The organism is Gymnodinialimonas sp. 202GB13-11 (assembly GCF_040932485.1).
Lineage (GTDB): Bacteria > Pseudomonadota > Alphaproteobacteria > Rhodobacterales > Rhodobacteraceae > Gymnodinialimonas > Gymnodinialimonas hymeniacidonis.
The window spans coordinates 1746544-1764651 of sequence record NZ_JBFRBH010000001.1 but is presented as its reverse complement, the minus strand read 5'-3'; the positions used below and the strand labels follow the sequence as shown (position 1 = coordinate 1764651).

The window sequence follows — 18108 nt, the reverse complement described above, 5'->3', positions numbered from 1 at the left end:
CTGTCTGGTCCCATTCGGTGATCCATTGGTGCGACCCTAGCAGGTCGTCGCACTGCGCACCAAGCCGTAATCCCAAGCCCGCTCGTCGCGAAAAAACACCTGAACTGCCGCGTGCCTGTCCCACGCTTTCCAAATTGTCGTCACTTTTTGGCTCTTTGGTCTAATGCATGACAGAGACATTTGAACATTCCGTCCGCCCCGGTAGCACCGCCCTTAGCGTTTTGAGCTTTGTGGGGCTTGGCGTCCTAGCCGCCTTCCTTTGGCAAGTTGCCCCCAGCTTCGTCCTTCTGATGGCCATTCCGGCTTTGATTGCATGCATTTGGCAGGTCATGAGCCTGCCGAAGTACGGCATCCGGATTACGGCATCGACCTGGCAGCTGCTTGGGATCGAGGATGATTTTGTTGTCCCCACCAGCCAGATCTCCTACCTGCGCATCCAGAAGCGTGACGGCGCGCCGCTCGTTGGGTTGATGCTGACCGATGGCACGGAGATCCGTCTGCCAACCGAGTTCCTGCCTGACCTCAAGCAACTCGCCCGTGAAGCGACCGCGCGCAATGTGAAGGTGCAAGGCCTGGCCTAAGCGGCCTCGGGTCGCAGAACAGGCCGGGTATCCAGCCCGATAGATGGCCCCGAAACCGGGGCCATTTCTGTTTCTGGCGCTTGGCCAAGATTGGCTGGGCGCATTACAGGGCGAGTGGGCGAGGGGGGCAGTTGGCAATAATCCTGCCCGCGCACCCATTGCCGCATATCCTCGCGCTTGCGCTGCGAATGGAACGGACCCCAATCGGCAGCGACACCGCGCATCCCCTCAGACACGACCTGATCGCGCGGCACGGTGATCCCCATGATCCGGATGCCGCAGCGTAGGTTTGCCGACCCATCCAGAAGCGCCTGACCCGATTGCACATCGCAATCGCGCCAGCGGGCGGTGCCGGGGGCGATTTGAACAAGGCCAAACCAGCGTCCGCCGCCGCCTACGGCTGAGGGACGATGGGTGCTTTCATGCCAGGCGAGGGTTGAGATCAGGCCGGTCCAGAACGCGGCGCGCTGTGCGGGGGAGGCCTGAATATAACCCGGACACCAAGCATGAATGTCGCGCGGCTCAACCTCCAATAGGGGGGCGCCGGGACCGCGCAGTGCGGACAAGACAGCCGCTGTCCACCGCGCGCCGTTTGGATGGTCGTCCCAGCGGGCGCTTGGAATGGCCCAGGTGTCGCGCACCACGGGCCGCAGGCTGATGGCCGGGGCCAGCGCGCTGACAGCGTCCTCTTCTATAAGAATATGTGGGGCCACGGTCAGATCGCCTTCGGCCAGTTCCGGGCGATCGAGGGCCACATCATCGTCGATCACGCCTGACGTGACTTCGACCCCAACCGACGCATCGGCTTGGGCGAACCCTTTTCCTGGCGTGGTAACCAGTACGGCGGACAGACCGCCGAGCAGACAAATCAGACGCAATGCGCCCATAAAGGCCATCCCCCCGGATTGGCAGCAGACAGGTCATTTAGCCTGCCCCGGTGCGCATGGGCAAGAAAAACGTCCCGCCGCGCCGTGACGTTACTGAGCGCAATAGGGTTGTGAGGAAATCCACGCCCGCATTTCTTCGCGCTTGTTGGCCTGCACGAACGGCCCCCAATCCGCGGCGATCCCGCCACGGCCCGCGGCCACCACGCCGTCACGCGGCACGGTCTGGGCCCAAATGCGCAAAGCGCACGAGATGTTCGCGCTGCCGTTTTGCAGGGCCGATCCGCTGGTGGCCTGGCAGGCATAATGGCGAGCGGTGGCGGGGCTGATCTGAACAAGACCGAACCACCGACCACCGCCGCCAACGGCTTGCGGGTTCCAGGTGCTTTCGTGCCGGGCGAGGGCGGAGAGGAGGCCGGTCCAGAACAATTGCCGCTCGTCCTGTGTGGCATCTGGGTAGGCGGGGCACCATTCGGCGATGTCATTTGGCACCAGCGTCGGCAGGATGGCCGCATGTGTTTCGAGTGCAGTAAAAGCAGTGCGGGTCCATTCGCCGGCCTCCGGTCGGTGATCCCAACGCATGGCGACGTCTTCGAGCGTGACCTCTGGCGCGTTACGGCCAAAGCCGGGCAGGTCGAGATCGGCCAGCGTTGCGCATGCGGGCAGGGCGAGGAGTGTGAATGCAGTGGTAAGCGCGCCTGTGGCGCGGACGAAAAGCGAAGGCATGTAAGAACCGGAAATCGTTAGCAGACGCGGCGGGCTATCGCAGGGGCAGGGGCTGCGGCAAGGAATACTTTGCGCAACCGTCTGAAAACGGCTGATTTTCGCTGATGGGTGCGGTGGACTTTTCTGTTCCTCCTCCGGCCAGCGATCGTCCTCGCAGCGGTTCGCTGCTCACAAATACCAGAAAAGAACCGTTGCACGACACCGACAAACTGATTGTCATTGCGTCGTTCGCTGACAGGACCGCGCCGGGCTGGCCCGGCGCCAGGTCCGGCTGACGGAGCTGCGCGTCAGCGCGGTGAGGCAGAGACGGATCGTCCCCCTCTGCCCCGGAGCGACACGTATCAGTAAGTGCGGATCAGTCCGACCAGCTTGCCTTGTACCTTGACCTGATCATCGCGGAACATGCGCGTCTCATAAGCCGGGTTGGCGGCCTCCAGCGCGATCATGCCGGATTTGCGGCGCAGACGCTTGAGCGTGGCTTCCTGATCTTCGACCAGCGCCACAACGATATCGCCGTTATCGGCCGTATCGCCTTCTTCGATCACCACGATGTCGCCGTCGTTGATCCCCGCTTCGATCATCGAATCGCCTTTAACTTCAAGGGCATAGTGGCTGCGTCCGGTTCCCAGCATCTGCTGTGGGACGGCCACATGGGCTGCGACTTGGCTGATCGCTTCGATCGGCACACCGGCGGCGATCTTGCCCATCACGGGCAGTTCGGTGGCCGGCGCGGCTTGCACCGGCATCGCGCCCGCTGGTGGGTCGGAACGGTCGCCTTCAATGACGCGAGGGGTAAATCCGCTGCTGCCGCCATCGGTCATGGCATCGGGCATCTTCACGATCTCAATCGCGCGGGCACGATGGGCCAGACGGCGGATGAAGCCGCGTTCTTCAAGGGCTGTGATCAGCCGGTGGATGCCGGATTTGGAGCGCAAGTCGAGCGCCTCCTTCATTTCGTCGAAGGATGGCGGCACACCGTCCTTCTGCATCCGCTTGTGAATGAATTCCAGAAGGTCCCTTTGCTTGCGCGTCAGCATCCCCGTCTCCTCGATTATGATCGGACCTATGGCCCACTGCTCAACTTACGCGGGCATATTCCATGCCCGTTCAGGGTATGTTCTACCCCTGTTCCGAACAATTTGTCAACGAATCAGGAAAATAGCTGTGAGAGGGGGACGTATTCGACAAGATCACCGGTGCGTTTGCGGCTGTCTTCAACGGGTCTGACAAGCAGTGCCGAGGCCTCTGACAAGATGGTCAGAAGCGATGAATCCTGGCTGCCGAAGGGGGTCAAGGTGGGTAAGTCTTCCCCGGGTGACAAGCGCGCGCGCATGTAATGTTCACGGGGGCCATTCGCATCAAGATCGACGCCTAGGCGTGCTTTGAGACGTGGACGGGGCCCGGCGGGCAGACCCATCATCGCATCCAGCATCGGGATCAGGAACAGCTCTGCACACACCATGGCAGAAACAGGGTTTCCGGGCAGACCCAGAAGCGTCGCCTCACCCAGACGTCCGGCCATCAGGGGTTTGCCGGGGCGCATAGCAATCTTGTAGAAGGCGCGGTCGAGGCCCAGATCGGCGGCCACATCACCCACCAGATCATGGTCACCGACGGAGGCACCACCAATCGTCACCAGGATGTCCGCGCCTTTGGCCATCTCGAACACCTGTTCCAGGCTTTCGCGTTTGTCGCGGGCAATCGGCAGCAGGCGTGCATGTCCACCTGCCGCTTCAATACGGGCTTTCAGGCCATAGGTGTTTGACGCGATGATCTGGTCTGGGGCGGGGTCCTCGCCGGGGCTGACCAGTTCGTCGCCGGTCGCGATCAGGGCAATTTCGGGCTTGCGGGAGACCGTCAGTTCAGGGGCGTTCATCGCAGCCGCCAGTGCAATGTCGGCGGGGGTAAGACGGCGCGGCGCGGAGAGCATTGCGCCTGCGGTGAAGTCCGCGCCTGACGGGCGGACATTCGTGTTTGCGCCGAGGTCACGGCCGAGGATTATCCTGTCGCCGTCACGTTCCACATCTTCCTGGATCACAACCCGGTCGGTGCCCGCGGGCAGGGGAGCGCCCGTAAAGATACGTAGCGCCTCTCCGGGGCCGATTGTGCCGGGCCAATGGTGGCCTGCGGGCGCTTCGCCCACCACCTTCAGGCGTCGGCCGGGGATCGCTTCCACGTCACGGACGGCATATCCATCCATGGCGGAGGCGGAGAAGGGCGGTTGATCGCGGTAGGCAGTGACAGGTGCGGCCAGAACGCGGCCCCCGGCCTCAGCCAGTGGAACGGTTTCCGTGCCGACCGGTTCGGCCAGCGCAAGGCATTTGGCGAGGGCCTCTTCAACGGAGATCACGCGGTGGCCTCATATCTGCCGGACTTGCCGCCGTCTTTAAGAACGACTTGCAAGCCACTGATCTCCATGCTTTTCTCAGCTGCTTTGAGCATGTCGTAAACCGTCAATGCAGCGGTTGAGGCGGCAGTCAGCGCTTCCATCTCAACACCGGTCTGCCCTGTGGTCTTCACGGTTGCGGTGATGCGCACGCCCGGCAGCGTTTCGTCAAGCTCCAGATCAACGGACACTTTGGTGATGGGCAGCGGATGGCAGAGCGGGATCAGGTCGGGACATTTCTTCGCGCCCATGATCCCGGCCAAGCGAGCCACGCCCAGAACGTCGCCTTTCTTGGCCGTGCCCTCCGCAACCTTTTCCAGAGTTTGCGGCAGCATCTTCACGTAGCATTCGGCCACCGCAATGCGATCTGTAACGGCCTTGTCGGAGACATCGACCATATGGGCCGCGCCGCTTTGGTCGAAATGCGTGAGGTCCGCCATCAGGCTGGCACCGGTTCGGCCAGCAGCGCCTTGGTCGCGGCGGTCACATCGTCCTGCCGCATCAGGCTTTCGCCGATTAGGAAGGTGCGCGCGCCGTGGCGGGCCATGTCGGCGAGGTCAGCCGGTTCAAACAGGCCTGATTCAGAGATCAACATGCGGTCGCCGGGTACTCGTTTGGACAGGTCACGCGTGGTTTGCAACGTTGTCTCGAATGTATTGAGATTGCGGTTGTTGATACCCAGAAGCGGCGATTTCAGCGCAAGGGCCCGATCCAGCTCATCCCCATCGTGGACTTCGATCAGCGCGTCCATGCCCCAGGCGAACGCCGCCTCTTCCAGCTCCGCCGCCTGAGCGTCGCTGACCGAGGCCATGATGATCAGGATGCAATCGGCACCCCATGCGCGGGCCTCAGCAACCTGATAGGTGTCGTAGAGGAAATCCTTGCGCAGGCAGGGCAGGGTGACGGCGGCGCGGGCGGCTTGCAGGAACTCAGGCGCGCCTTGGAAACTTGGCGTATCGGTCAACACCGAAAGGCAGGTTGCACCCCCGGCCTCATACGCGCGTGCTAAGGCGGGCGGGTCGAAATCGGCGCGGATCAAGCCTTTTGAAGGGCTCGCCTTCTTGATTTCGGCAATAAGGCCGTAACCCTCGGTTTGGGCCTGCTTCAACGCGGCCCCGAATGGGCGCACGGGTGAGGCATCGCGCGCGGCGGCTTCGACTTCAGTCAGTGGGCGCGCAGCTTTGGCGGCGGCGACCTCTTCCAACTTGTAGGCTTTGATCTTGTCGAGAATGGTGCTCATGGAACCGTCTTAGGCAAGGGGGGCAGGGCTGTCGAGAGGGGCCGCTTAGACAGGCGTTTGTTTGCGGATCACCAACGCGGCGATCCCGCCGATGGCTGCGAACACGATACCGAAGAGGGCGCTGACGATGATTGTCAGATCGTCGGAGCGCGCCGAGATGAACCGGTCGCCGCGGTTGCCTTCAATTTCTTGTGGGTCGTCGGGCAGATAGACGATGGAAATGCGCACTTCTTCCCCGGCCTCAAAGGAGGCGAAATCCTCTTCACTCAGCGTCACGTCATTAACGGCGCGTCGGTCGTCCACGAGATAGACGATTTGCCCGAGTGCGTAGTCCGAGCGGTTGCAGACCTTGATCGTCCCACCCCGGCAGGACAGCCGTTCGACATATTCGGCAGTGACCAGCAACGCGTCGGTGGCTACGCCGTCATCAATCAAGCGCTCTCCAATCCGCGTCTCCCGTGCCATGTGCAGGTAGAGGATGAGCGCAATCGTCAGCATGGCCAGCCCGATAAAGCCGAACCCAAGAGGCAAGGCGTAGCGTTTCACTTGGCCGAGGTCACACGGGCCACGGCTTCAACCGCCGCTTTGGCGGCCCCGCTGTCGATGCTGTCGCGCGCAATTTCCACGCCGTCGCGCAGCTCTGTCACGCGGCCCGCCACGATCAGGGCCGCGGCGGCATTCATCAGAACGGCGTCACGGTAAGCTCCTTCAGCCCCGTCCAGAAGCGCGCGGAAGGCTTGGCCGTTCTCTTCCGGCGTGCCGCCGAGGATATCTTTGAACGGATGCACGGGCAGGCCGGCATCTTCCGGGTGCACCTCGCGCGAGCGCAGCTTGCCGTCCTTCAACTCCACCACGTTGGTGATACCGGAAATCGAAATCTCATCCGTCCCGTCGGAGCCGTGGACCAACCACGCGGCCTCGGATCCCAGTTCCAGCAGCGTCTCGGCCATCGGGTAGATCAGGTCGATGGCAAAAGCGCCGGTCAGCTGACGTTTTACGCCGGCCGGGTTGGTCAGCGGGCCAAGGATGTTGAAGATCGTCTTGCACCCAAGTTCTTGTCGGATCGGCATGACATGCTTGACCGCCGGGTGGTGCATCGGGGCCATCATGAAGCCGATCCCGGCCTCCTTGATGGAGGTCTCGACCACATCCGCGCCGACCATCACGTCGATGCCCATCTGGGTCAGCACATCCGCCGCGCCGGATTTTGATGACAGGTTACGGTTGCCGTGCTTTGCCACCGGCACGCCTGCACCCGCCACGACAAAGGCCGTGGCGGTGGATATATTGAGCGTCCCCATCCCGTCACCGCCGGTGCCAACAATGTCCATCGCGCCCTCGGGTGCGTTCACCGCAATGCATTTCTCCCGCATCACCTGCGCTGCGGCGGCATATTCAGCGACAGATTCGCCGCGCGCCCGCATCGCCATGATCAACCCGCCCATCTGTGCCGGGCTCGCTGCGCCGTCGAAAAGGTAGCCGAACGCCTCCTCCGCCTGAGCGCGGGACAAGGGGCCTTCGGAAGCCGCAAAGATAATGGGCTTCATCGCATCATTTGCGTCGGTCATGCAGGTTCACTCATTTGGGTCGTCTCTAGGAAGGTCTTCAGCATGGCATGGCCGTGCTGGGAGCGGATGCTTTCGGGGTGGAATTGCACGCCCTCGATGGGAAGCTCCCGGTGGCGCAGGCCCATGATGGTGCCGTCCTCCAGCTGCGCCGTCACTTCTAGCTCGGCGGGCAGGGAGACGCGATCGACAACTAGGCTGTGATAGCGCGTGGCCTCCAGCGGGGAGGGCAGGCCCGCGAAGACGCCTTTGCCCTCATGCTGGATCACACCCATCTTGCCATGCACGATGTCTGAATGCTGCTGGACGTTGCCGCCGAACGCCTCGCCAATCGTCTGGTGGCCGAGGCAGACCCCGAACAATGGCATTTGCGCACCGGCGGCTGCTTTCGTCAGGCTCAGGCAAATGCCCGCCTGTTCAGGCGTGCCGGGACCGGGGCTGAGAACGATGCCGCTGGCGCCTGAGGCCATCGCATCCTGCACGCTGATCTGGTCGTTGCGCACAACGCGCACATCCGCGCCAAGCTCTCCGAGGTAGTGCACCAAATTGTAGGTGAAACTGTCGTAATTATCGATCAGGAGCAGCATCGTCAGGCGACCTCACGCGAAAAGGGGTGAAGGCGCCGCGCGCCCGCGCTATACATGTTTCAAAGCCGCGCGCGCGGGTCAAGGTGGGCCAACGCGTGGCGTCGAATGCCCGGGCGTCGAACCCGGGCCTGAGCAGACAGGAGCATGGGCCATGGGCGGTCTGAGTGTCGGTATTCTTTCAGGTCTTCTGGTGTCAGGCGTCGTCCTTGCGGCGGTGTCCCTAAGCACGCCTTTGCCACCACGCCCGGGCACGCAAGGGGCTCCGGCCTTGGACGTCACTGTGGGCGCCGATGGAGCGGAGGCGGAGGAAGAAGCCCCGGTGGCTGAAGAGGTGCCCGCCGAAACCACAACCGAAGAGACCGGCGCGGAAGACGGCGTTGAAGAAGAGGCGCCCGCAACGGAAGAAACCGCGGCTGAAACGGTTGGCGGAGAGGAAGAGGCCGCTGCCCCGGTAGAGGAAGAAGAAGCGGTCGAAGACGCTGCCCCTGCGGCTGAAACGGCTCCTGCCGAGGCGGAAGCGCCCGCTGAAACCGCAGCGCCAGAAGACGAGGCGGAGGCTGCTGAGACGGACGAAACCGGCGCAGCCGCCCCCGCCACGGACATCCCACTGCCCGCTGGATCTGAGTTCAATCGCCCGCCGCCCGAAGAAGAAGCGACCTTGCCCGCCACGGATGCGGCCCCGAACGCTGCCGCCCCGGAGGCACCGCAGCTTGCTGGCGTTTCGCAAGCCCCGAGTTTCGACACCGCCCCCGCAGCGCAACCGCAAGTGACCGCTGAGGCCCCCACGAACATCGCCGCTGCCCCTGCACTCGGTGCAGCCCCAAATGCGCCCGCTGGACCCTCTGCCGTCGCAGCCACTGGTGATGCCCCTGCGGCGTTGAACCTGCCGCAAGTCAGTGCATCTCCAGCGGTCGAAACCGCAACGGCCCCATTGCCTGAGGCGGATCCGGCCCCGGAGGCCGAAGACAGCGCTGCGGCGGAGATCGAAGCGGAGGCTCCAGAAGCTGAACCGGCGGATGAAGCAGCCTCAGCCGAAGAAATCGCTGCTCTTGATGCGACTGAGCCTGATACACCGGCGCTCAATTCGCCAAGATTTCCAACCATCGGCGATGATGCCGCCGCAGACGACGGCCCGGAGATAATTCCATCGGAAACCTCGACGCCGCGGTTCCCGCAGGTCTCGCGTCTGCCGCAAGCTGGCGGGTCCACGACACCGGATGAGCCTGAGGTGGAGGCAGAGGCTGACGCCGCGCCGGAACCGGCACCGGAAGACCTGCCGGCGATCCAAGCCTTTGCTGCGCCCTTCGACCCCTCCGACGAACGCCCAGTTATGGCCGTCGTTCTGATTGATGAACCGGACAGCCGCATCGAACAGGCAACGCTGACCCGCTTCACCTTCCCCGTAGCCTTCGCCATCGATCCCCTGCACCCTGATGCGGCGGCTCGCGCGGCGATCTACCGGGAGGCCGGTTTTGAAGTTTTGATGTTGGGCACGATGCTTCCAGACGGGGCAACGGCAGTTGATACAGAAGTGGCTGTGAGCGCGGCGCAATCGGTCCTGCCGGAAGCGGTCGCCTTGTTGGACACGCCCGATAGCCGCATCCAGGGCGATCGCCCGGTGCTGGACGCAACCGTCGCGCTTTTGGCCGAGACAGGCCATGGGCTTGTCGCGTTTCCGCGTGGTTTGAACGCGGCGGAACAAACCGCCAGCCGGGCAGGCGTGCCGGGGGCGACCTTGTTCCGGATGCTCGATGATGAAAACCAACGCGCCACGACGATCACCCGCTTTCTGTCGCGCGCGGCCTTCACCGCCTCGCAGGAGGGCACGGTGATTGTGGCGGGCCATACGCGGCCCGATACAGTGACGGCGCTGTTTTCCTGGGCGCTTGGGGATCGCTCCGAAGGCGTGGCGCTGGCGCCTCTGTCCGCTGTCCTTCTGCGCGCGTCGGAGCCATAGGGCCGACTAGTAATTTCTGTCGAACGGCGCGCCTTCGGCGCATTCCTTCTCTGTGTCTAGGGGGCGCTGCCCCCGCCGCGCTTTGCGCGCCTCCCCCGGAGTATTTTTGACCAGCGGAAGGCAGGGTGCGGCTGCGAGGATGGCCGCAGGCCGGAGGAGGGGCCGAGCGGGTTACCGGTTGCCGTCGCGGGAGAACAGGCTGGCATCCTCGGCGGCTTTGCGGATCGCGCGGGATTTGTTCACGGTTTCCATGAACTCGGCTTCCGGGTCGCTGTCGTAGACCACGCCACCGCCCGCCTGGATGTAGAGTTTGCCGTCTTTCACGACCGCTGTGCGCAGCGCGATGCACATGTCCATGTCACCATTGGCGCTGAAATAGCCAACGCCGCCTCCATAGACGCCGCGTTTTTCAGGCTCCAACTCGTCGATGATTTCCATGGCGCGGACTTTTGGCGCGCCGGAGACGGTACCTGCAGGCAGACCGGCGAGCAGGGCGGATAACGCATCGTGATCGTCGCTGAGTTCGCCGACCACGTTCGAGACGATGTGCATGACGTGGCTGTAGCGTTCGACGATGAATTCCTCAGTCGGGCGCACAGTGCCAATCTTGGAGACACGGCCCGTATCGTTGCGGCCAAGGTCCAGCAGCATCAGGTGCTCGGCCAGTTCCTTCTTGTCGGCCATCAGGTCGGCTTCGAGCGCCTTGTCTTCCTCAGGCGTGGTGCCGCGGGGACGGGTGCCGGCGATGGGTCTGATCGTAACCTCTTTGTCGAACACCCGCACCAGGATTTCGGGCGACGCGCCCACCACCTGAAAGCCGCCGAAGTTGAAATAGAACATGAACGGTGAGGGGTTGGTGCGGCGCAAGGCGCGGTAAAGCGCGAAGGGCGGTTCGGGGAAGTCGAGGGTCCAGCGTTGCGAGGGCACGACCTGAAAGATGTCGCCTGCGCGGATATAGTCTTTCGCCGTTTCGACCGCCTGCAGGTAAGCTTCATGCGTGAAATTGCTGACAGGTTCCCCCAACGGCTGCGCATCGCCCATTTCCCGGGCCGCCACGGACGGCGCGCGTTCCAGATCACGCAAAGCATCCGAGACACGTTCGGCGGCCTGCGCATAGGCCGCACGCGCCGACAGGCCCGAAGACGTCCAGGCCGGGCTGACAACTGTGACCTCACCTTTCACACCGTCCAGTACAGCAATGACCGAGGGGCGCATCAAAACCGCATCGGGCAGTCCAAGCGGGTCGGGGTTCACGTCTGGCAGATGTTCGACGAGCCGGATCATGTCGTATCCCAGATAGCCAAACAGGCCCGCGGCGGCGGCAGGCAGGTCATCCGGCATATCAATCGCCGACTCCGCCAAAAGTGCGCGGATCGCATCAAGGGGAGCCTCCACGCAGGGCTCGAACGTTTCGCGATCATAGCGGGCGGCGCGGTTGATCTCAGACGTCTCACCCCTGCAACGCCAGATCAAGTCGGGCTTCATTCCGACGATCGAGTAGCGCCCGCGGACTTCTCCGCCGGTGACAGATTCCAGAATGAAGGCATCCCGCCCCGCGTCTGTCAGCTTCAGCATGACAGAGACAGGCGTATCCAGATCGGCCGCAAGACGGGCGTGCACCAGTTGGTTTTCGCCGAGCTCCCAGCCTTCGCGGAACGCTTCAAAGTCGCTCAGTTCTGCCATCAGGGGAAGGCTGCATGGACTGAGTTGATCACCCCGGAATTCGTCGTAAACCCGGCCTCGGCCTGCGTGGCCTGGCCATAGGCCTCGAAGATGTCCGTCGCGATGCTCTGCGAGATCGTCTGCTCCAGGATCAGCAACAGGATCGACGTATCCGGCCCGTCGCGGGTTGCGGAGTTGATCGCATCCAGACGGATCACATGGGCGGCTTCCGCGCCGGGGATCATCACCACATCGCCTACAGCATCCATCTGGAAGACTTGTGCCACAGTGGTGGGGGGCAGGTCGGGCAGCAAATCCTGCCGCCGGATAAGGCGTTCCTCAGCCGTGTCGCCGAGATCCTCCAGCGTCGCGCCGGTCGCCATCTGACCGAGTAATTCCGTGGCCCGCGCCGCGACGGCGTCGCGCAGGGCGCTGATCGTCCAGGCCTCGGCGACCTCATCCTCAATCCCCTCAAGCGGGGGCAGGGTGGGCGGCACCACTTCATCCAGACGCAGTGCGAAAAGGCCACCGTCCGACAGCTCCAAAAGGATCGGGAAATCGCCTTCCTCAACCTCCGCGGCCGCGTCGCGGAAATTGTCGTAGGCTGCGATGCCGTCCTCAGACGCCAGGGTATAGTCGATGGTGCCAAGCGACATGGCCGTGTCGTTGGACAATTCCTCGAGCGTGGCACCGCTGGCGAGCATATCGTCCATCTCTTCGCGCATTGCATCGATCTCACGCCGGGCAGCATCTTCGGCCATCTCGGCGGCAAGGTCGACGCGCGCCTCTTCAAACGTGATTTCAGAGGCTTCGAGAACGGCGTTCACGCGGAAAAGGGTGGGGCCAAGCCCGGTTTCGACCGGCCCGATGATTTCGCTTTCATCGTCCGAGAAGATCGCCTCGGCTGCTGCTGCGCCCAGATCATCGGCGGATACTTCGCCAATATCGACGTCTTCAAGCGTCAGGTCACGCTCTTCCACCAGAGTGTCAAAGTCCGTCTCCTCTGCGGCGATGGCGTCAAAGGCGGCCTGCGCCTCTTCCACGCTGCCGAAGGCCAGACGCTCCAGAAGGCGGCGTTCGGGTTGCACGTAAAGGCTCAACCGATCCTCGTAGAGGCCGCGCAATTCGTCCTCGGCCAGGTCCACATCGTCGAGGATCTGATCCGGTGTGATCCAGGCATAGGTGATGCGGCGTGCCTCGGGCCGGGTGAAGCGTTGCGGGTTTTCCTCGTAGTAGGCGGCGAGGTCTTCATCGCTTGGTTCGGGAAGGTCTTCGGCCAACTCACCACGGCCTACGGTCAAGCGCGTGAAATCGCGTGTCTCGCCCTGATAAGCGGCGATGGTTTCGGCAAAGATCGCAGGGGGTGTCAGGCCGCCGACAACAGCGGTCTGCAACAGCGCGCGCGAAATGTCTTCACGGGTGTCTTCCTCGAATTCGCGCGGGGATGCGCCCTGCTGCGCGAGGACGAATTCATACGTGTCGCGGTCGAAGTTCCCGGATGTGCCCTGGAAGGCCTGAACCTGTTGTATCTGGCGGGCTACCTCTTCGTCGCCGACGGAAATCCCCATTTGCGCCGCCTCGTGGTTCAGGGCCGCGCGTGCGATCAGGCCGGTCAGAACCTGTTCATCCACACCGCGCGCGCGCAATTGGGCGAAAGTCACAACTTCACCAGTATCAGCAATCTGGGCGCGGATTTCGTTGTTGAGTGCGCGATAATAATCGTCCGCCGTGATCTCAACATCGCCGACGCTGCCCACCCGGCTGGCCCCGCCCGAGAACGAACCGATGCCAAAGCCCGCAAGCGCCACAAACAGCAGGCCCATCAGGATCCAGACAAAGATATTGCCGACTTTTTTCGCCGCGGTTTTTGCCATTGCTCAAGGGCCCTTCAGGTTCGGGTCAGATTGGTTCGCAGATCGATAAGCAATCGGCGGGCAGGGGGCAAGCGGTTCAGGGTGTGATTGCGGCCAGCCGCGTCACCATTTCGTCAAGGCCAGCCGCGTCGGCATTGGCGAATGCAATGCGCAGGGTCGCTTCGGCCTGACCCGAGCCGCCCTGTTCTTTGAGCGGGCCGAACATCGTGCCCGGCAGAACCAACAGGCTGGCTTCATCGACCAGCCGCTTGGCCACGACGTCTGACGGGGCCTCAAACGGATGGCGGACATAGGCGAAATACGCGCCTGAGCCGAGCAACTCCCAGCCCGGCAAGCGCTGAAACCCCGCGCGTATCGCGTCACGGCGCGCGAGGATTTCCAGCCGTTCCCCGGCGAGCCAGTCGCCCAGGTTCTGCATCCCCCAAAGAGCACCGATCTGGCCAATCTGCGGCGGACAAATGGCGACCGTGTCGAGGAATTTTTCGACCTCCGTCAAGCGTTCCTCGGAGGCCATGACAGCGCCCACGCGGTGGCCGGTCAGCCGGTACGCCTTGGAGAAGGAATAGAGGTGGATCAGCGTGTCATCCCAGTCTGGATCGGTGAACAGATCGTGCGGCGCGCCTTCAGACGAGTGAAAATCGCGGTAGGTTTCATCGACGATCAAGGCCAGCCCATGCGCTTTGGCCAGATCGTAGAAGGCCCGCATCAACGGCGCGGGGTACTCGACGCCGGCCGGATTGTTCGGCGAAACGAGGACAATGGCCTTGGTCCGCTCGTTGATCAGCCCTGCTGCCTGCTCGGGGTCTGGCAAGAGGTCCGCGCCGGTGGGAAGGTACACGCCACGCACGCCGCCCATATCCAGCCACATCTGGTGATTGAAGTAGAAGGGCAGGGGCAGGATCACTTCGTCGCCTGCACCCGCGAGCGTCGACATTACAGAGGTGAACGCCTGATTGCAGCCTGCCGTGATGGCCACCTGCGCCGTGCGCACAGCCCCGCCATATCCCTCGCTCCACTGATGCGCCAATTCTTCACGCAACGCGCCCAACCCCAGCACCGGGCCGTAAAGGTGCACCGATGGATCCGACAGAACGGCGTCCGCCATGGCCTGCATCAGGGGCTCAGGTGGCGGGTCAACAGGTGCCGCCTGGCTCAGGTTCATCAACGGGCGATCTGCGGGAAAAACCTTCCCCGCGATCCAGCGCCGCGCCTCCATCACCGGGGGCGGGAAGGTGGCCGCGAAGCTCGGGTTGATTGGTTTAGTCATGGGCATTGATCCATCATCAGGGCGCAGCGGCCCCTTTCACCTTGCCGGAAAAACTCCCGCCCGAGGCATCCGGGCCATGCCGCACGCACAGCCGGCAAAGGCGGAAAACCGGCTTAGAACGGGATCTCGTCGTCCAGATCCGAGCCTCCACCGCCGCCGCCGAAGCCGCCGCCGCCCTGGCCACCGCGATCATCGCCGCCAAAGCTGCCGCCACGGTCATCGTAGCCGCCACCGCCGCCACCATAGCCGCCGCCACCCCCGCCGCCGCCGCCATCGCGACCGTCGAGCATGGTGAAGGTGCCGTTCAGGCCCTGAATGACAACCTCGGTCGTGTAGCGATCATTGCCGGACTGGTCCTGCCATTTGCGGGTCTGCAACTTGCCCTCGACATAGACCTTGGAGCCTTTGCGCAGATATTGCTCTGCCACCCGCACCAAGCCTTCGGAGAAGATGGCCACGTTGTGCCATTCGGTCTTTTCGCGACGCTCGCCGGTATTGCGGTCTTTCCACGTCTCAGAGGTTGCGACGCTGAAATTGGCCACCTTGCCCCCGTTCTGGAAGCTGCGGATTTCAGGGTCGCGCCCCAGATTGCCGATCAGGATGACCTTGTTGACCGAGCCTGCCATGTGAATTCCCCCTCTATCAGTCTTGCACGGGCCCTGTGATTCAGGCCGCAGCGCTTTCGTCGGTTAGACCATCGCATCTTGGTGAAGAAAACCCTAATCCCGCGCGGATTTCCCGCCGGTCTGGATCAAAGCGCCCCGAGGGGCTATGTTATGCGCAATTATCCACAGCCTTGATGTTGTCCCGTGTCTTGTATTCGTCTGCTGCCGCCTGCGCTTGCCGCTGTTCTCCTTGCCCTGCCAGCCTATTCCCAAAGCGGGCTTGACCGGTTGGACCGGATGATGAACGTGCTCGATGGTCGGGCGGCCACCCAATATGAATTCTCCAGCCGCCTGCGTCCCGAGAGTGATGCAGAACGCGGCTTACCGGACTACGAGGGCGGCTATGACGGCCCGTTTCTTGAGGTTGCCCGCTCCGCCGCGCGGCGCCATGGCATTCCGGAGGATATGTTCCTGCGCCTCGTCCAGCAGGAAAGCGGCTGGAACACTGAGGCCGTCAGCCATGCCGGTGCGCTTGGCCTGGCGCAGCTTATGCCAGACACAGCGGCGCTGTTGGGGGTCGATCCGCTGGACCCCGTTGCCAACCTTGATGGCGGTGCGCGCTACCTTGCGCAGCAATATCGCCGCTTTGGCAATTGGCGTCTGGCTTTGGCCGCTTACAATGCGGGCCCAGGCGCGGTTGAGGAACATGATGGCGTGCCGCCCTATGCCGAAACCCAGCACTATGTCCGCGTGATCCTTGGCTCGCGCAGCTGACGGGGTGCCTCCCGGCCCGGAGGATGATCCGGAAGACGACAGCGCTTTCACTCTGACAAACGCCTTGCGGTTCGTGGAAGGGCTCGCCTTTTGTTGCCTCGCCACTTTGATGCTGGTCTGGGCCGTGGATCGCAGCCGCAATATCGATTTTGATCCCGTGACGGTTCAGATTTGCGAAGGCGAAGCGTGCTCTGACACGCCTGAGGATTACGGCGACCGCGTCTGGTCGCAATATACCGATACGCTCGATCTGCACGGGCTCACTGTCTTCTCCTCCGCCAATACCTGTGCCTTTGCAGCGGACGTCCTCCAAAACCGCGCGACTGAGGAGAGTGTCGATCGGATGCTCGACCTGATCCAGAGCCGTGGCACGATCACGATGACCCGGCCGGGCGATGGAACGGCGACGATTGCGCCCGGGCCGAACAATGACGGGTTCGGGGACATTCTGCGTGATGCAATCCGCTGGCAGGCCCCGCGCGGATGCCATCCTATGAACTATACGTCCGTCTTCTGGCCACTTTGGGCGGTCTGGATGCTCCTGATAAATTGGCGGTTGTTCCGGTACGGACAATCCGTATGGGCCAGCCGGGACAGCTAGCGCGTCCCTCACGCAATCGGCGTATCGGCCCCCAACGCCACAAGCCGGGCGCGCAGGGCAGGGGCACGTGCATCGCCGGCCTCCAGCGCAAAGACATAGGCGTGGGTCAGGTAGAACGCCTCCGCCTGCGCATTCGCATCAGCTGCTTCTGCATAAAGCGTCACAAGCCGCGCCCGATCCCCAGCCTCATGGGCGGCCAGCAGCGCGGCATCCAGATCGGGCTTTTTCAAGCCAGTCAGCCCGCAGCCTCGATCCGACCCGCCACCCAAGCGTGGAACAAATGCGTCGGTCCGTCCATTGCGGGCGAAAAGCGTCCGCCGTCAAAGCCCTGTGCCGCGCGGCCCCGCTGCATCCCTTCGACCACGAAGATGTCCTCTTCAAAGACGGTCTTCCACTGCGCGGTGTTGGCTGCGCGCAGCGCGTCGTCTGTGTCGGCTACGGGATAATACAGGTGAATATGCTCACGCGTGCGGTTGTGCGCCAAAGGCTCCAGCACAATTGCGAAGGCATGGTCGCGATGCACACCCATCAGGACGTTCGGAAAGACCGAGATATATTCAGCCCCCGCATCCCAATGGTCGCTCAAGCCCGCGAAATCGGGGAACATCGCGCCGTTCTCCCCTTTCAGCTGGCGGTAAACGTAGGTGCCTTGGCCTGAGAACTTGCCGGGCTGCTCGATATGGTAGTGATCTTCCAGCCGCGAATAGCTGTTCAGGCCGGGATGCACCCAAGGCAGGTGGTAGCTTTCGCAGTAATTCTCGACCGCGAGCTTCCAATTGGTTTCGATCTCCAACGTGAACTGGCTGTCCGCTCCGCCATGGTAGATCGGCTGGTCGAACTCGGCCCACCGTTGCACTAAATCGGCATGAACCTCTTCAAAGGCAGGGGCATCGCCTGAAAGGTTGATGAACACCACGTCGCGCCAGATGTGGCTGCGCACTTCGGACAGGCCAAGCGTCGCCTTGTCGATCCCGTCATGGGCGTTCTGGCCCGGCCCGCCGACATGGGGTGTGGCCACAAGGCGGCCCGCTTTAGAATAGCACCATGAATGGTAAGGGCAGCGGATCGCCCCTTCGATCTTGCGCGGTTCCGAGACAAGGATCATGCCCCGGTGCCGGCAGATGTTGAAGAACACCCGCACTGCACCGTCATCGTCGCGCAGCAGGAGGAGCGGCTGGCCGAGAAACTCGATTGGTTTCGCATCGCCCGGCTCCGGTACATCCGATCCTACTGCAAGGGCTGCCCATGTCGTTTCCAGCACTGCCTTGTTTTCCATGGCGATGGTGGCGGGGTCGGTATAATGGGCGTTGGGCAGGCCATGGGCGCGCTCAATTGGGGCCATGACATCGGCAAGGGGGCGCATCCGGTCGTCGGGCATGGGCAAGGCTCCTGCGGCAGC

20 protein-coding genes are annotated in these 18108 nt (G+C 63.0%); 5 read left to right on the top strand and 15 right to left on the bottom strand.

Annotated features, from left to right (window positions below):
* The first annotated feature begins 167 nt into the window (after window positions 1-167).
* Window positions 168-581 carry a hypothetical protein gene (locus tag V8J81_RS08785; protein ID WP_368475375.1) on the top strand — a complete coding sequence of 138 codons (414 nt, stop codon included), beginning with the start codon at window positions 168-170 and terminating at the stop codon, window positions 579-581.
* Here V8J81_RS08785 and V8J81_RS08780 read toward each other — a convergent pair.
* Window positions 578-1468, bottom strand: coding sequence for a transglycosylase SLT domain-containing protein (locus tag V8J81_RS08780; protein WP_368475374.1), 891 nt, complete (start codon window positions 1466-1468; stop codon window positions 578-580). The genes V8J81_RS08785 and V8J81_RS08780 overlap by 4 nt on opposite strands.
* A 90-nt stretch (window positions 1469-1558) precedes the next feature.
* Entirely contained in the window at window positions 1559-2191 is a 633-nt protein-coding gene (locus V8J81_RS08775) for a transglycosylase SLT domain-containing protein (protein WP_368475373.1), read from the bottom strand.
* A gap of 104 nt (window positions 2192-2295) precedes the next feature.
* Here V8J81_RS08775 and V8J81_RS08770 point away from each other — a divergent pair, with 104 nt between their 5' ends.
* On the top strand, window positions 2296-2466 hold the full coding sequence (locus tag V8J81_RS08770; RefSeq protein ID WP_368475372.1) for a hypothetical protein: 171 nt from the start codon (window positions 2296-2298) through the stop codon (window positions 2464-2466).
* A 66-nt stretch (window positions 2467-2532) separates the two neighbouring features.
* Here V8J81_RS08770 and lexA read toward each other — a convergent pair whose 3' ends face one another.
* From lexA to V8J81_RS08735, 7 genes are all read right to left on the bottom strand, one after another.
* Entirely contained in the window at window positions 2533-3228 is a 696-nt protein-coding gene (gene lexA / locus V8J81_RS08765) for a transcriptional repressor LexA (RefSeq protein WP_368475371.1), read from the bottom strand.
* Between the two features lie 113 nt (window positions 3229-3341).
* A complete protein-coding gene (locus V8J81_RS08760) occupies window positions 3342-4541 on the bottom strand; it encodes a molybdopterin molybdotransferase MoeA (protein WP_368475370.1) in 1200 nt (399 codons plus the stop codon).
* Window positions 4538-5017 (bottom strand): cyclic pyranopterin monophosphate synthase MoaC, encoded by a 480-nt coding sequence (gene moaC, locus V8J81_RS08755; protein ID WP_368475369.1) that lies wholly within the window; start codon window positions 5015-5017, stop codon window positions 4538-4540. Before moaC ends, V8J81_RS08760 begins: the two co-directional genes overlap by 4 nt.
* Window positions 5017-5817 carry an indole-3-glycerol phosphate synthase TrpC gene (trpC, locus tag V8J81_RS08750; protein ID WP_368475368.1) on the bottom strand — a complete coding sequence of 267 codons (801 nt, stop codon included), beginning with the start codon at window positions 5815-5817 and terminating at the stop codon, window positions 5017-5019. Before trpC ends, moaC begins: the two co-directional genes overlap by 1 nt.
* Window positions 5818-5862: 45 nt before the next feature.
* Window positions 5863-6363 (bottom strand): DUF3592 domain-containing protein, encoded by a 501-nt coding sequence (locus V8J81_RS08745; protein WP_368475367.1) that lies wholly within the window; start codon window positions 6361-6363, stop codon window positions 5863-5865.
* Window positions 6360-7385 carry an anthranilate phosphoribosyltransferase gene (gene trpD / locus V8J81_RS08740; RefSeq protein ID WP_368475366.1) on the bottom strand — a complete coding sequence of 342 codons (1026 nt, stop codon included), beginning with the start codon at window positions 7383-7385 and terminating at the stop codon, window positions 6360-6362. The genes V8J81_RS08745 and trpD overlap by 4 nt, the downstream gene beginning before the upstream one ends.
* The gene (locus V8J81_RS08735; protein WP_368475365.1) at window positions 7382-7969 is read right to left on the bottom strand and encodes an anthranilate synthase component II; all 588 of its coding nucleotides are present in this window, start codon (window positions 7967-7969) and stop codon (window positions 7382-7384) included. The genes trpD and V8J81_RS08735 overlap by 4 nt, the downstream gene beginning before the upstream one ends.
* Window positions 7970-8120: 151 nt before the next feature.
* On the opposite strand from V8J81_RS08735, the gene V8J81_RS08730 reads away from it, so the two are divergent.
* The gene (locus tag V8J81_RS08730; protein ID WP_368475364.1) at window positions 8121-9926 is read left to right on the top strand and encodes a divergent polysaccharide deacetylase family protein; all 1806 of its coding nucleotides are present in this window, start codon (window positions 8121-8123) and stop codon (window positions 9924-9926) included.
* A gap of 171 nt (window positions 9927-10097) precedes the next feature.
* Here the strand turns inward: V8J81_RS08730 and trpE are convergent, their stop codons facing one another.
* The 4 genes from trpE to ssb form a co-directional block, all read right to left on the bottom strand.
* On the bottom strand, window positions 10098-11609 hold the full coding sequence (gene trpE / locus V8J81_RS08725) for an anthranilate synthase component I (protein ID WP_368475363.1): 1512 nt from the start codon (window positions 11607-11609) through the stop codon (window positions 10098-10100).
* Window positions 11609-13462, bottom strand: coding sequence for a peptidylprolyl isomerase (locus V8J81_RS08720; RefSeq protein WP_368475362.1), 1854 nt, complete (start codon window positions 13460-13462; stop codon window positions 11609-11611). The genes trpE and V8J81_RS08720 overlap by 1 nt, the downstream gene beginning before the upstream one ends.
* Window positions 13463-13538: 76 nt before the next feature.
* Window positions 13539-14729 (bottom strand): aminotransferase, encoded by a 1191-nt coding sequence (locus tag V8J81_RS08715; RefSeq protein WP_368475361.1) that lies wholly within the window; start codon window positions 14727-14729, stop codon window positions 13539-13541.
* Window positions 14730-14842: 113 nt separating this feature from the next.
* Window positions 14843-15355, bottom strand: a complete 513-nt coding sequence (gene ssb / locus V8J81_RS08710; protein WP_368475360.1) for a single-stranded DNA-binding protein — start codon at window positions 15353-15355, stop codon at window positions 14843-14845.
* A 234-nt stretch (window positions 15356-15589) separates the two neighbouring features.
* Between ssb and V8J81_RS08705 the strand changes: the two genes are divergently transcribed.
* Together V8J81_RS08705 and V8J81_RS08700 are read left to right on the top strand one after the other, a co-directional pair.
* Window positions 15590-16108, top strand: coding sequence for a lytic transglycosylase domain-containing protein (locus V8J81_RS08705; RefSeq protein WP_368477618.1), 519 nt, complete (start codon window positions 15590-15592; stop codon window positions 16106-16108).
* Entirely contained in the window at window positions 16092-16709 is a 618-nt protein-coding gene (locus V8J81_RS08700; protein ID WP_368475359.1) for a hypothetical protein, read from the top strand. The genes V8J81_RS08705 and V8J81_RS08700 overlap by 17 nt, the downstream gene beginning before the upstream one ends.
* Before the next feature lie 8 nt (window positions 16710-16717).
* Here V8J81_RS08700 and V8J81_RS08695 read toward each other — a convergent pair whose 3' ends face one another.
* Both V8J81_RS08695 and V8J81_RS08690 read right to left on the bottom strand, forming a co-directional pair.
* The gene (locus V8J81_RS08695; protein ID WP_368475358.1) at window positions 16718-16939 is read right to left on the bottom strand and encodes a hypothetical protein; all 222 of its coding nucleotides are present in this window, start codon (window positions 16937-16939) and stop codon (window positions 16718-16720) included.
* Window positions 16940-16944: 5 nt separating this feature from the next.
* Window positions 16945-18087: an aromatic ring-hydroxylating oxygenase subunit alpha gene (locus V8J81_RS08690; RefSeq protein WP_368475357.1), complete on the bottom strand. Its 1143-nt coding sequence runs from the start codon at window positions 18085-18087 to the stop codon at window positions 16945-16947.
* Between the last annotated feature and the right edge of the window lie 21 nt (window positions 18088-18108).